At 68.6% G+C, this 12,658-nt stretch carries 11 protein-coding genes and 2 tRNA genes; 4 read left to right on the top strand and 9 right to left on the bottom strand.

All coding sequences use genetic code 11. The annotated features are described in order from the left end of the window. Positions 1-7 precede the first annotated feature (7 nt). On the bottom strand, positions 8-994 hold the full coding sequence (locus Q9S78_RS04095) for a MetQ/NlpA family ABC transporter substrate-binding protein (protein ID WP_311868989.1): 987 nt from the start codon (positions 992-994) through the stop codon (positions 8-10). Between the two features lie 191 nt (positions 995-1,185). After that, the gene (locus tag Q9S78_RS04090; RefSeq protein ID WP_311868988.1) at positions 1,186-1,890 is read right to left on the bottom strand and encodes a TetR/AcrR family transcriptional regulator C-terminal domain-containing protein; all 705 of its coding nucleotides are present in this window, start codon (positions 1,888-1,890) and stop codon (positions 1,186-1,188) included. Between the two features lie 68 nt (positions 1,891-1,958). Here Q9S78_RS04090 and Q9S78_RS04085 point away from each other — a divergent pair, with 68 nt between their 5' ends. After that, positions 1,959-2,273 carry a DUF7882 family protein gene (locus Q9S78_RS04085; protein ID WP_018185578.1) on the top strand — a complete coding sequence of 105 codons (315 nt, stop codon included), beginning with the start codon at positions 1,959-1,961 and terminating at the stop codon, positions 2,271-2,273. Positions 2,274-2,291: 18 nt separating this feature from the next. On the opposite strand, the gene Q9S78_RS04080 is transcribed toward Q9S78_RS04085, so the two are convergent. After that, positions 2,292-3,026, bottom strand: coding sequence for a TetR/AcrR family transcriptional regulator (locus Q9S78_RS04080; RefSeq protein ID WP_018185579.1), 735 nt, complete (start codon positions 3,024-3,026; stop codon positions 2,292-2,294). A 100-nt stretch (positions 3,027-3,126) separates the two neighbouring features. Between Q9S78_RS04080 and Q9S78_RS04075 the strand changes: the two genes are divergently transcribed. Then, positions 3,127-4,590, top strand: coding sequence for an MFS transporter (locus tag Q9S78_RS04075; RefSeq protein WP_116228078.1), 1,464 nt, complete (start codon positions 3,127-3,129; stop codon positions 4,588-4,590). 50 nt (positions 4,591-4,640) lie between these two features. Here Q9S78_RS04075 and Q9S78_RS04070 read toward each other — a convergent pair. The 5 genes from Q9S78_RS04070 to serS all read right to left on the bottom strand — a co-directional run bounded on the left by Q9S78_RS04070 (position 4,641) and on the right by serS (position 8,454). After that, positions 4,641-4,729, bottom strand: a tRNA-Ser gene (locus Q9S78_RS04070). Between the two features lie 74 nt (positions 4,730-4,803). Further along, positions 4,804-6,069 (bottom strand): LCP family protein, encoded by a 1,266-nt coding sequence (locus Q9S78_RS04065; RefSeq protein ID WP_116228077.1) that lies wholly within the window; start codon positions 6,067-6,069, stop codon positions 4,804-4,806. 68 nt (positions 6,070-6,137) lie between these two features. After that, positions 6,138-6,222, bottom strand: a tRNA-Ser gene (locus Q9S78_RS04060). Between the two features lie 100 nt (positions 6,223-6,322). Continuing rightward, positions 6,323-7,192 carry an HAD-IIB family hydrolase gene (locus tag Q9S78_RS04055; RefSeq protein ID WP_311868987.1) on the bottom strand — a complete coding sequence of 290 codons (870 nt, stop codon included), beginning with the start codon at positions 7,190-7,192 and terminating at the stop codon, positions 6,323-6,325. Continuing rightward, a complete protein-coding gene (serS, locus tag Q9S78_RS04050) occupies positions 7,189-8,454 on the bottom strand; it encodes a serine--tRNA ligase (RefSeq protein WP_020097918.1) in 1,266 nt (421 codons plus the stop codon). Before serS ends, Q9S78_RS04055 begins: the two co-directional genes overlap by 4 nt. A gap of 103 nt (positions 8,455-8,557) precedes the next feature. On the opposite strand from serS, the gene Q9S78_RS04045 reads away from it, so the two are divergent. Together Q9S78_RS04045 and Q9S78_RS04040 are read left to right on the top strand one after the other, a co-directional pair. Further along, positions 8,558-9,727: a diacylglycerol/lipid kinase family protein gene (locus tag Q9S78_RS04045; RefSeq protein ID WP_018185584.1), complete on the top strand. Its 1,170-nt coding sequence runs from the start codon at positions 8,558-8,560 to the stop codon at positions 9,725-9,727. Between the two features lie 74 nt (positions 9,728-9,801). Then, positions 9,802-11,166 carry a cryptochrome/photolyase family protein gene (locus Q9S78_RS04040; RefSeq protein WP_311868986.1) on the top strand — a complete coding sequence of 455 codons (1,365 nt, stop codon included), beginning with the start codon at positions 9,802-9,804 and terminating at the stop codon, positions 11,164-11,166. A 97-nt stretch (positions 11,167-11,263) separates the two neighbouring features. On the opposite strand, the gene Q9S78_RS04035 is transcribed toward Q9S78_RS04040, so the two are convergent. Beyond that, complete coding sequence (locus Q9S78_RS04035; protein WP_311868985.1) at positions 11,264-12,601, bottom strand: ABC transporter substrate-binding protein; 1,338 nt, start codon at positions 12,599-12,601, stop codon at positions 11,264-11,266. Positions 12,602-12,658 lie beyond the last annotated feature (57 nt).

The raw sequence follows: 12,658 nt of genomic DNA, 5'->3' as shown, positions 1-12,658 counted from the left end.
GCGGCCGTCAGTTCTTCGCGGCCTGCTTCTCGAGGTCGGCGAGCTTCGTCCGGAGCTGCTCGACGGGGACGTCGACGAGGACCACGGAGCCCTCGTTCTCCTTCTCGTTGGCCGCCGCGACGCGCTTGTCGGCGTAGACCTCCTTGAGGATCTTCCACGCGGGGTTGTCCTTGTTGTCCTCGCGGGTGGCGATGACGTTCACGTAGGGCAGGTTCTGCTCGGAGAGCGCCTTGTCGAGGAAGAGCGCGTCGTCGGAGCTGATGTTCTGGCTCGGGTCGAAGTACGACGTGCCGACGACGACCGCGGCCAGGCTCGGGTCGGTGAACTGCTGCGCGATGGTCGTCGCGGGGATCTCGGTGAACTGGAGCTTCTTCGGGTTCGCCGTGATGTCCTCGACGGCGGGGAAGTCGCCCTTGTCGGCCGACAGGGTGATGAGGCCGGCGGCCTCGAGGATGTTCAGGGCGCGGCCCCCGTTGGAGGGGTCGTCGGGGATGGCGATCTTCGCGCCGTCCGCGATGTCGTCGAGGGACTTCGCGGTCGCGGAGAAGATCCCCCACTGCGTGATGAGCGTCGAGAAGACGGGAGTGAGATCTGCGTCGTTCTCGGCGTTGAAGGCGCTCAGGTACAAGATGTGCTGGAACGCGTTGGCGTCGACCGTGCCGGCGGCGAGCTCGGTGTTCGGCAGGACCCAGTCCTGGACGTTGACCCACTCGATGTTCAGGCCCTTCTCGGCGGCGACCTCCTTGACCGCATCCTGGAACGGGCTGTCCTCCGACACGGCGATCTTGACGCTGATCGGCTCAGCTGGGCTTGCACCGCCGGCCGCGGCGGCATCGGCGGGCCGGAGCGCCGGGAGCGCAAGGGCGACTCCGCCGACGATCGCGCCGACCGCGACGACGGCGATCGCGATCGCGATGCCGATCCGGGTGCGCTTCTTGTCTCCCGCGACGGCGGCGCGGAGGTCGCTCTGCGGGGTCTGGTTCTGGTCTGACATGGGATGGTCTCCTCGTGGTGCGCCGGGCGTGGATGTTCGCTGTGACTGCGACATTCCTAGCCCGGTGCGACCTCGAGGACGACTTGCGAGACGCTCCGTGACCGGTCGTTACCGTCCTTGACGTTCGCGCGCATCGCGGATCGACATCTGCCCGCAGATCGTGCTAATCGCGCGTGCGCGCACCATCGCTGCTACAGCGAGAGGTCGACCTCGAGCCGGTCGAGGAGGATCTCGAGGGCGGTGTCGAACTCCTCTTTGCTGTGGTCCTCGCTCAGCAGCGGCCGCAGGCGCAGCACCTCGGGGGCATCATCCAGGGAGGCGACCTGCGCCTCGCCGGTGGAAACCGGCCCGGTCTCCCCCTGGCCGGCGAGCGTCCCCCCGACGTCGGCACCGCGCACGGCTGCCTCCAGCAGCAACTGACCGATGAGGAAGCTGCTGAACCCCCGGTACGCCCCGACGGCCTGCTCGTCCGTGAAGCCGTGCTGAAGCAGCACCCGGAGGAAGATGTCCACCGCCTCGATGCTCCGCAGCGGTGGCCGGAGCCAGGGCGCGGCGGGATGCCGGGTCGCGATCAGCGGGAATGCGCGGGGGTGCGCGACGGCGATGTCCCGCACCGCGTGAGCGACGTTCTGAAGGAAGGTCTGCCAGTGCCCCTCGGCCTCGCGCTCCATGACCACGACGAGTTCGGCCGTCAGTTCGTCGACGACGCCTTCGAGAAGATCCTCTTTGCCGTGCACATGACGGTAGAGCGACATCGCCTCGACGCCCAGCTCCGCCCCCAGAGCGCGCATCGACAGGCCCGCCGGACCCTTGAGGTCGACGAGGCTCAGCGCTGCATCGATGATGGCGGCGCGACTCAACCTCGCACCGGATGACCGCTCGGACTGATTGCTCATGGGAGCCTCCTTCCCGATCCTCTCTCTTCTCGCACTCGTTTGTCTGCTTACGCCGTAAGCTTGGTGAAATGGGACGCTTGGCCTTCGGCAGCGAGACGGTCACATTCGATGACCGTCTCCTCGGTCATCTCGAGGTCGTGATGGTGGCGAAGCTCCGACGCCGCGAGCCGTTCATCCTCACGTGGACCGTCGACCCCAGCCTGGGCAGCGGGCGAGTCTCGCGCTGGGTCGGGGTGTCGACGAGCTGGGACATCCGCTACCACTCGCGCGCCATCGGGCCGATCAACCCGGCCTGGATCGACGCGCTGATGTCGACGGCGAACTCGCCCGGCGGGCTGCGGGTCGTCCCCGAGCCCGATCAGGACGAAGCGGTCGCCGGCTGACACCGACGCCGCCTCCGATCAGCGACCTGCGCTGAGGTGGAGTCCGTCGAGGAGAAGATCGAGCCCTGCCCGGAACTGGTCACGATCATCGTGACCGGCGAATTCGTCCACGATGTGGTGGATGAACGGGTACTCCTCGGGATCGAGGGCCCGCCACTGGTGGACGGCTCCGGCGAGGTACTCGTCGCGGCCCACGTCGCCGGACGCGACCTCCGGAGGGAGCTGCTGCCCCATGTCGGCGGCGGTGCCGATGACGAACCCCACGATCGCCGATGTCGCATGGAAGCAGTCCCGCGGCGAGAGCCCCAGGCGCATGATCTGCTCGCCCAGCTTCTCGTACAGCTGTAGCGAATGGACCTGTCGCGCCGTGTTGCGCATGGCATACGCCCCGAGCCAGGGGCGATCGACGATGACATCGAACATCGCGACGGCGATCGTCCTCACGTTCTCGATCGGATCGCCGCTCCCCTCGCGACCCACGTCTGATACGGCGGCCAGGACGCCCCCGAGCACGGAATCGGCGGCCAGGTCGAGGAGCTCTTCCCGTCCCGAGACGTACCAGTAGATGCTCGCGGGCCCGCCGCCGAGCCGGGTCGCCAGCGCCCGCGTCGTCAGCCCCTGCGATCCCGACTCGTCGAGGATCTCGATCGCGCCGGCGATGACGGCGTCGATGGAATGCGACGTTCGAGAGCGCTCGCGCGGAGCGCGGGCGCGTCGGCGGGGTGGTTGCGCCTGCTCAGTCATGACAGCCATCACATCACACGGGAAACCGAGTGTTGTGATCTATCGAACATCGTTCTATCGTATCGAACGGCGCTCGATAGTCGAACGCCGTTCGATAGGAAGAGCTCTCATGACGGTGACCACCACCTCCCCCCGCGTCTACACCTCTCTCAGAGCCGCGTGGATTCCGCTCGCTGCGCTCTGTCTCGCCTTCTTCGTAGAGATGGTCGACAACACCCTGCTGTCCATCGCCCTCCCGACCATCGGCCGAGACCTCGGCGGGGACACGACGGGATTGCAGTGGATCACCGGGGCGTACTCGCTGACGTTCGGCGGGCTGCTGCTCACCGCCGGCTCCATCGCCGATCGCTTCGGCCGGCGGCGGGTCCTGCAGATCGGCCTCGCGACGTTCGGCGTGGTCAGCCTGGCCGTCCTCCTCGTGAACAGCATCGGCGGGCTCATCGCGGTCCGCGCCGCGCTCGGCGTCGCCGCCGCCGCGATGGCCCCGATCACGAACTCGCTCGTGTTCCGCCTCTTCGACGACGCCGCCCTGCGGATGCGGGCGATCACCCTCATGATGGTCGTCGGCATGTCGGGCTTCGTCGTGGGCCCCCTGCTCGGCGGCACCATCCTCACGCACCTGCCCTGGCAGTGGCTGTTGTTGATCAATGCTCCGATCGCCCTCCTCGCCGGAGTCGGAGTGCGCCTGGGCGTCCCCGCCGACGACCCGCGCGGACTGACGCGAGACCGCCTCGATCTGACCGGGGCGGCGTTGAGCGTGATGGCCGTCGGGCTCTCCTGCTACGCACTGACGAGCGGAGTCCAGTTCGGATGGTTCGCTCCGGTCACACTGCTCGTCGGGATCGGCGCCGCGGCATCCATCGTTCTCTTCATCGTGAACGAACGCCGATCCTCGGCCCCGATGATCGACCTCTCCCTCTTCTCCGTGGGCACGATCCGCGGTGCGGCGCTCGCGCAGATCGGCACCTCCGTGGCCATGGCGAGCGTGATGTTCGCGCTCATTCTGCACTTCCAGTACGCCTGGGGATGGAGCCCGATGGCCGCGGGGCTCGCCAATCTGCCCCTCATCCTGACCATGATCCTCGCCACCCCGCTTACCGAGGCGCTGATCCGCCGATTCGGACACCGCATCGCCTGCGTCATCGGTGCCGTGCTGTTGACAGCCGGCCTGGGAGCCATGGCCTGGGCCGTCGAGCAGGATTACCTCGCCATCGCGGTCGCCATGGTCGTCATGACGGCGGGCCTGCGTACCGTCATGACCATCTGCGCGGTCGCACTCATCGGGGCCGTGCCCGAGAATCGCACATCGATGGGTGCGGCCCTCAACGACACCGCCCAGGAGGTCGGCTCGAGCATCGGCACCGCGTTCGTCGGGACGATGATCGCGGTGCTCGTCGCCACGACACTCCCCGACGGCCCGTGGAACGCGGCGCTGACATCGACGTTCTTCCGGGGCGAACAGATCGCCTTCATCGCGGTTGCCATCGCCGTCGGTGCGATCTCCCTCATCGGGGCGCTCACCCTGAGCAGTGCGAGGACGACAGACGAGCGCGAGCGCGTCGACGCCCCGTGAGACGGACGTGCAGAAACAGAAAAGCCCCGGCATACCGGGGCTTTTCACTGCGGAGACGGAGGGATTTGAACCCTCGGTCCCCGTAAGGGGACTCCACCTTAGCAGGGTGGTGCACTAGGCCTGACTATGCGACGTCTCCAGGCATCCGACCGCGAACGGCGCGAATGCACCCCGCAAGCATAACGGTTCCGCGGACCGGTACCGAACCGGCCGTCAGCGCTGCGCGACCGTGCAGGTCACTTCGTTCGCCGACTGCCCCGTGATCTCACCGGGCAGCTCGACGGTGCCGTCGTCGGCGCCCGGGGTGGCCTCACCGGTCGCACCCGGAGTCGGCGTGCCGGTCGCGCCGGGCGTGCCGGTTGCGCCCGGCGTGCCGCCGTCGCCCTCAGCTTCGCCGACGACCTCGACGCCGTTGCCGCCGCTGGCCGAACCGGTCACCCGGATGGGCTTGTTCTCGGACAGCGCCGTGAACAGCACGTCCGCGGCCGACGAGACCGGCAGGACGCGCGCGCCGCCGGGCGCGTAGACCGTGGGGTACTGGACGAAGACGATGTCCTTGTACGGGACGTCGGCGACGGCCATGGCGATCTGCACCATGCGCTGCGGGTTGGTGAGCGATTCGCTCAGGACGAGCTGCTTCTCGTTCACCTGACGGATCGCGGTGTTGGCGAGGTTCAGGAGTGCCGGGTAGTTCGAGAGGACCGCACCCGACTGCAGCTTGCGGACCAGCGAGCTCATGAACTGCTGCTGGTTGGAGATGCGGCCGAGGTCCGATCCGTCGCCGATGCCGTGACGGATGCGGAGGAACTGCAGCGCCTGCGCGCCGACGAGCGTCTGCTCGCCCTTCTTGAGGTTCAGTCCCGTGTGCTTGTCCTTGATGTCGTCGCTGAGGCACACGTCGACGCCGCCGATGGCGTCGGACATGTTGATGACACCCGTCCAGCGGATCGCCGCCGCGAACTGGATGTCGACGCCCGTCAGCTCCTCGACGGTGGCGACCGAGCATCCCAGCCCGCCGTAGCTGTAGGAGACGTTGATCATCTGCGCGCTCATCGCCGGGTACGAGCCGCCCTCGGGGTTCTGGCACGAGGGGATGGGCACGATCATGTCGCGGGGGAACGAGACGACGGTCACGCGGCGGGGCGCATCGCTGATGTGCACGAGCATCGTGACGTCGTTGCGCTCACCGCCGTCGTCGTGCTTGCAGCGCGGGAACAGTTTCAGATCCTGGCCCTCGCACGAGTCGGTGCCGACGACGAGCATGTTGACGCCGCCCTCGATCTCACCGATGTGCGGCGGCAGCTCCGAACCCTCGTCGCCGATCGAGACGCCGTTGTCGCTGAGGCTGCGTGCGGCGTCCCACACGTAGAACCCGCCGATCGCCGTCGTACTCACGAGGACGACGGCGACGACGGCAGCCAGGATCGTGAAGACCTGACGGAGCGGATGCGGGGAGGTCAGCTCACCGTGACGAGCCACGGGTTGGCGGCGGAACTTCGTCGCCTTCGCATCGTGCCTAGCGCTCACGGATCACCTTTCGGACAGTGCGGAGGGTGTGGGATTCGAACCCACGGGACATTGCTGCCCACCGGTTTTCAAGACCGGATCCTTCGGCCGCTCGGACAACCCTCCCGACCCCGCCGAACGGCAGCGGTCGAACAGGCCGAGTCTAGCCGACCCCAGAACCCGTCCATTCTCGCGGGAACGCCTGGGGGACGCCTGAACGGCCAGGTCAGAGGGCCTTCAGCACCGCCGTGACGCCGCCCTCGGTGACGGATGCCGTGAGCTCCGACGCCTCGGACAGCACCTCTTCGGGGCCTTGGCCCATCGCGATCGCGCGTCCGCCATGGGCCCGCGCCCACCGGAACATGCCGATGTCGTTGCGTCCGTCGCCGATGACGACGACGTTCTGCGGCTCGATGCCCAGCCAGCCGCGGACGAGCTCGAGCCCGGTCGCCTTGTCGACGCCCTGCGGGGCGATGTCGAGCCAGGCCGACCAGCCGACGGCATATGAGACCTTGTTGAGGCCGATGCGCGCGACCAACTCGACGAAGTCCTCATCGGTGTCCTGCTCCGAAACGACGACGACACGCGAGACGGGGTCGGCCGAGAGCTCCTCGAAGCTCACCCGGTCGGCGTTCGCGAGGTTCCAGTCATCCATGTGGTGCGTGAACAGGCGGCGACCGCTGGGAAGCTCGACCATGTAGCGCGCCGTCGGCAGGTGATCGCGCAGAAGCGTGAGCACCTCGGTGGCATCGAACTGCTCTGTGTGGAACCGGTCGTACACGGGTGAGTCGATGGGCCCCGTGCGCTTCAGGATCACCGCACCGTTGGAGCAGACGACGTACTCGGGCGTGATCGCCAGGCGCTTGATGATCCTGCCCGTGCTCTCCCACGATCTCCCCGTCGCGAGCATGACCTCGTGCCCGGCGCTCTGCGCATCGGCGATCGCGTCGACGACGCCGGGGCTGTAGGTCTCGTCCTCGAGCAGGATCGTGCCGTCGACGTCGAGGGCGATGAGCAACCGCTCGCGCGGGGGCTCGGCGGCATCCGTCGCGATCTCCTCGACGACCTCGGCCGCCTCGTCTGCAGACAGCGTCACGCGATCGGCTCCGCCACCTCGAGGCCGCCCAGGTACGGGCGGAGGACCTCGGGGATGACGACCGAGCCGTCTTCGCGCTGGTGCGTCTCGAGCAGCGCGACGATCCAGCGGGTCGTGGCGAGCGTGCCGTTCAGCGTCGCGACGGGAGCGGTGCGACCGCCCTCCGGACGGTGACGGATGTCGAGGCGACGGGCCTGATACGTCGTGCAGTTCGACGTCGACGTGAGCTCGCGGTACGCGCCCTGGGTCGGGACCCACGCCTCCACGTCGTACTTGCGGGCGGCGGACGAGCCCAGATCGCCGGCGGCGACGTCGATGACCCGGTACGAGAGGCCGAGGTCCTGCAGCATCCGCTCCTGCATCTCGACGAGGCGCAGGTGCTCCGCCTCGGCATCCTCGGGCGTCGTGTAGACGAACATCTCGAGCTTGTTGAACTGGTGCAGCCGGATGATGCCGCGGGTGTCCTTGCCGTACGACCCGGCCTCGCGCCGGTAGCAGGTCGACCAGCCCGCGTAGCGCTTCGCGCCGCGCTCGAGGTCGAGGATCTCGTCCATGTGGTACCCGGCGAGGGGCACCTCGCTCGTGCCGACGAGGTAGAGGTCGTCGTCGTCGAGTCGATAGACCTCGTCGGCGTGCTGACCGAGGAACCCGGTGCCGCGCATGACCTCGGCGCGGACCAGGGTCGGCGGGATGACCGGGATGAAGCCGGCGTCGAGGGCCCGCTGCATCCCGAGGTTCATGATCGCGAGCTCGAGGCGCGCGCCGACGCCGGTGAGGAAGGCGAAGCGCGCACCCGACACCTTCGCACCGCGCTCGGTGTCGATCGCGCCGAGCATCTCGCCGAGGGCGAGGTGGTCGCGCGGCTCGAAGTCGAAGGAGACCGGCTCGCCGTGCGTGCGGAGGGTGACGAAGTCGTCCTCACCACCGGCCGGGACGCCGTCGATGACGATGTTCTCGATGCGCGCGAGCGCGGCGGATGCGGCATCCTCTGCCACGGTCACGGCCTGCTGCGCGGCCTTCACCCGCTCGCTGAGGTCCTTAGCCTCGGCGACCAGTGCGGCCTTCTCGTCCTTCGGCGCCTTCGCGACACGCTTGCCGTGCGCGTTCTGCTCGGCGCGGAGTTCCTCGAAGGTGGTGATCGCCGTGCGGCGCTCCTTGTCGGCGGCGAGGGCGTCGTCGACGGTGTCAGGCGACTCGCCGCGGGCTTCCTGCGAGCGCTTCACGAGGTCAGGGGCGTCACGGAGGAGGGCGAGATCGATCACCCGACGAGTCTAGTCGCGGCCTCTGCGGGCCCAGCCCTGGTGCGGGGAACGCGCGAGCGCAAGGGGGCCCTGCCAGACGGATGCGGGGCCCTATCCTGTACGCATGGCGACCGACCCCGGCACGACGCACCGCTCCGACGACGCGCACGATCCGGCGACCGCGGCCGAACCCGACGGCGTGATCCGCGAGCCCGACGACGTCGCACCCGACACACAGGACGGCGACACCGGAGAGGCGCGTCGCGTCGACCGGAGCGGGTCGACCGAGCCGATGCCCGATGTCGACGGCCGCCCGAGCCCCAAGGCGGCGCTGGTCTACAACCCGATCAAGGTCGACGGTGATCAGCTCCGTGAGCAGGTGGCGCAGGCGGCGAAGGATGCCGGCTGGTCCGAGCCCCTCTTCTACGAGACCACGGTCGACGACCTCGGCGACGACGTCGCACGTCAGGCTCTCTCGGAAGGAGTCGACGCGGTCCTGGTCGCCGGAGGCGACGGCACCGTCCGCGCCGTCAGCGAGGCCATGACCGGCTCGAGCGTGCCCCTCACGATCGTCCCGAGCGGCACCGGCAACCTCCTCGCCCGCAACCTGCGACTCCCCCTCACCGACCCGTCGGCCATGATCGCCGCGACCTTCGACGGCGACACCCTCGCGATCGACGTGGGTCTCGCTCAGCTGCGGCGGCCCGAGGGCGAGACCACCGAGCACGCGTTCGTCGTGATGGGCGGCATGGGGCTCGACGCCGCCATGATCGCGAACACGAACAGCGACCTCAAGAAGAAGGTCGGCTGGGTGGCCTACGTCGACGGCGCGGCCCGCTCCATCGCGCAGGCCAAGCCGTTCCCCGTCGTCTACCAGGTGCCGGGTCACCGCATCCACCGCGCGGACGTGCAGAGCGTCCTGTTCGCCAACTGCGGCTCGCTTCAGGCGGGGCTCGAGCTCATCCCCGAGGCATCCATCACCGACGGCGAGCTCGACGTCGCCATCCTGCAGCCGCGAACGGCCCTGGGGTGGCTGCTGGTCTGGCGACGCCTCGCGTGGGACAACAGCGTGCTGCGGAAGTTCCGCGCCGGACGCAAGATCCTCGCCGTCCGGACGGCCGACAATTCCGTCCGGTATTCGCGTGGCAAGGGCATCGACCTCGCCGCCGAAGAAGCGCACCCCGTGCAGCTCGACGGCGACGAATTCGGCGAGGCGACGCGGATCGCGGTGCGCGTCGTGGCCGGCGGGCTGACCCTCGCCATCCCCCGCGGGCACTCGGTCGACGCCGTCTGAGCCGGCCCCCTGAGCGATCCGGCGCCGGATTGCAAGGGGCGGCATCGCCCGGCGCCGACCGCCAGGATGAGGGGATGCCGTCCCCTTCGATCGTCTGGTTCCGCGACGACCTCCGCCTCGCCGATCACCCGGCCCTCCGTGCCGCCCTCGACAGGGGCGAGCCGGTGATCGGGCTCTACGTGCTCGATGAGGAGAGCGACGGCATCCGTCCGCTCGGCGGCGCGGCACGCTGGTGGCTGCACCATTCCCTCGCCTCCCTCGCCGAGCGTCTCGCCGAGCGCGGCTCCCGCCTCATCCTCCGCCGCGGCCCGGCTCACCGGGTCGTCCGCGAGGCGGTGGAGGATGCCGGCGCGGGGGCGGTCTTCTGGAACCGCCGCTACGGCGGACCCGAGCGCGAGATCGACGCGGCTCTCAAGTCGGACCTGCGGGAGGGTGACGTGGAGGTCGCGTCGTTCGCGGCATCCCTCCTCTTCGAGCCGTGGACCATCACCACCGGAGCGGGGAAGCACTTCTCGGTCTACAGCCCGTTCTGGCGCGCGTGCCTCGCGCAGCCGGCGCCTCGCGCTCCGCTGCCGGAGCCGCGCGAGGTGCCGGGACCGTCGCGGTATCCCGCCTCGGACGACCTGGACGACTGGGACCTGTTGCCGACCGAGCCCGACTGGGCGCAGGGCCTTCGCGACACGTGGGAGCCGGGCGAACCCGCGGCGCAGGCGCGGCTGAGGGAGTTCCTCGACGAGGACCTGGGCCACTATGACGACGCGAGGGACCGTCCCTCGGCGGGAGCGACCTCGCTGCTGTCGCCGCGGCTGCGCTGGGGCGAGCTGAGCCCGCACACGGTGTGGCACGCCGCCGTCGAGACCCCGGGCGCCTCGGGCTTCCTCTCCGAGATCGGGTGGCGCGAGTTCGCCTGGCACACGCTGTACCACTTCCCCGATCTCGCGACGAAGAACCTGCGGCCGGAGTTCGACGCCTTCCCCTGGCCGCGTCTCAAGCCGACCGCCCTCCGTGCCTGGCAGAAGGGGCAGACGGGGTACGCGATGGTGGATGCCGGCATGCGGGAGCTCTGGGAGACCGGCTACATGCACAACCGCGTGCGGATGATCACGGCATCCTTCCTCATCAAGAACCTGATGATCGACTGGCGCCGCGGCGAGGAGTGGTTCTGGGACTGCCTCGTCGACGCCGACGGGGCGAGCAACACGTTCAACTGGCAGTGGGTCGCCGGCTCCGGCGCGGACGCCGCACCGTACTTCCGCGTCTTCAACCCCGAACTGCAGGCCGACAAGTTCGACAAGACCCGCGAGTACATCGGGCGGTGGGCCCCCGAGTACACGGATGCCGACGGCCAGCCGCCCATGCCGATGGTCGATCTGAAGGCGACGCGGCAGAACGCGCTCGCCGCCTACGAGAAGGTCAAGCAGGTCTCGCGACAGGAGTGATCCCTCGCACACACGACCGCGCCGCGGATCGGAGCCCGGAGGCCCGACCCGCGGCGCGGATGCGTGGTGTCAGTGAATGACGGGTGTCAGGGAGTGATCACTCGGAGACGGGGATGGACTGCGCCTTGAGGGCGTCGACCGTCTTGGTCTGCGCGGACTCGAGCGCCTCGAGCAGCGTTCCCTGGCCGCTGGCGGCCTTCTGGAAGCCGTCGGACACGTCGGCGTACGTCTGCGTCATGGTCGGGCCCCACACGAAGTCGGGGTTGACCTCGGAGGCAGCCTGGGCGAAGACGTCGTAGATCTTCTGTCCGCCGTAGAACTCCACACCCTCCTGCAGCGAGGGGAGCTTCAGACCCTCGGTGGTGGCGGGGTAGATGTTCGCCGACTTGTTGAGAGCCGTGAGCGCCTCTTCGGACGTGTTCAGCCACAGCGCGAACTTCGCAGCCTCGTACGGGTGCTCGGTGCCCTTGAAGACGGCGACGGACGAACCGCCCCAGTTACCGGAGGCCTTCTCGCCTGCAGCCCACTGCGGAGAGGGAGCGACCGACCACTTGCCGGCGGTGTCAGGAGCACCGGACGAGATGGAGTTGGCGCCCCACACGGCCGAGTTCCAGCTCCATACCTTGCCCGAGTTGTAGGCGTTGTTCCACTCCTCGGTCCAGGCCGGGTAGGTGGACACGAGGTCCTCGTCGATCAGGTCCTGCCAGTAGTCGGCAACCTTCTTGGACTCGTCGCCCGTCAGGTTCACCTTCCACTCCTGGCCGTCGTTGGCGAACCAGTCGCCACCGGTCTGCCAAACGAGGCCGGCGAACTGGTTGATGTCGGCGGTCGAGAAGTTGGTGATGTAACCACCGGTCTTGCGGACCTCCTTGGCGGCTTCCTTGTACTCATCCCACGTCGTCGGAACGGCGATGTTGTTCTGCTCGAACAGGTCCGAGCGGTAGAACAGCGCCATGGGGCCCGAGTCCTGTGGGATGCCGTAGACGCCGTCGGAGCCGAGGGTGACCTGGTTCCAGGTCCACGGGATGAACTCGTCCTTCGCGGCGACGACGTCCTCGCACGCGGACAGGTCCTCGAGACCGTCCTGCACGCGGAAGCTCGACAGCGCGTCGTACTCGATCTGGCCGAGGTCGGGGGCGTTACCTGCCTCGAGCTGGCTGAAGAAGCTCGCGTACGTGCCGGAGTTGCCGTTGGGGCCCGTCTGGACCTTGACCTGGATGTCGGGGTTCTCGTCGTTCCACATCTTCGCGGCGTCCTCGATGCCCGGGATCCACGACGTGAAGTCGAGGGTCACCTTGCCGTCGGAGGGGGCGCACGCGGCAGGGTCTGCTGCCCCGTCGCCGCTGCCGCCACCGTTGCCGCCGGCGCAGCCGGCAAGGGTGAACGCAGTGAGCAGTGCGACGCCGGCGACGACTGCCTTCTTGGTGTGCTGCATGGGATTTCCAATCTGATCGTTGATCGGGTGACAGGTGGTGGTACTGCAGGGATGCCG

The sequence above is a fragment of the Microbacterium aquilitoris genome, assembly GCF_031932285.1.
Taxonomy (GTDB): domain Bacteria; phylum Actinomycetota; class Actinomycetes; order Actinomycetales; family Microbacteriaceae; genus Microbacterium; species Microbacterium aquilitoris.
The sequence above is the reverse complement of the archived record's forward strand: the minus strand, read 5'-3'. Positions and strand labels throughout refer to the sequence as shown.

What these genes read in the sequence shown, in the direction of transcription:
- Q9S78_RS04075 (WP_116228078.1), top strand. Translation starts at nt 3,127, where the DNA reads ATGACGGTGACCACCACCTCCCCCCGCGTCTACACCTCTCTCAGAGCC.
- Q9S78_RS04095 (WP_311868989.1), bottom strand. Translation starts at nt 994, where the DNA reads ATGTCAGACCAGAACCAGACCCCGCAGAGCGACCTCCGCGCCGCCGTC.
- Q9S78_RS04085 (WP_018185578.1), top strand. Translation starts at nt 1,959, where the DNA reads ATGGGACGCTTGGCCTTCGGCAGCGAGACGGTCACATTCGATGACCGT.
- Q9S78_RS04040 (WP_311868986.1), top strand. Translation starts at nt 9,802, where the DNA reads ATGCCGTCCCCTTCGATCGTCTGGTTCCGCGACGACCTCCGCCTCGCC.
- Q9S78_RS04090 (WP_311868988.1), bottom strand. Translation starts at nt 1,890, where the DNA reads ATGAGCAATCAGTCCGAGCGGTCATCCGGTGCGAGGTTGAGTCGCGCC.
- Q9S78_RS04035 (WP_311868985.1), bottom strand. Translation starts at nt 12,601, where the DNA reads ATGCAGCACACCAAGAAGGCAGTCGTCGCCGGCGTCGCACTGCTCACT.
- Q9S78_RS04045 (WP_018185584.1), top strand. Translation starts at nt 8,558, where the DNA reads ATGGCGACCGACCCCGGCACGACGCACCGCTCCGACGACGCGCACGAT.
- Q9S78_RS04080 (WP_018185579.1), bottom strand. Translation starts at nt 3,026, where the DNA reads ATGGCTGTCATGACTGAGCAGGCGCAACCACCCCGCCGACGCGCCCGC.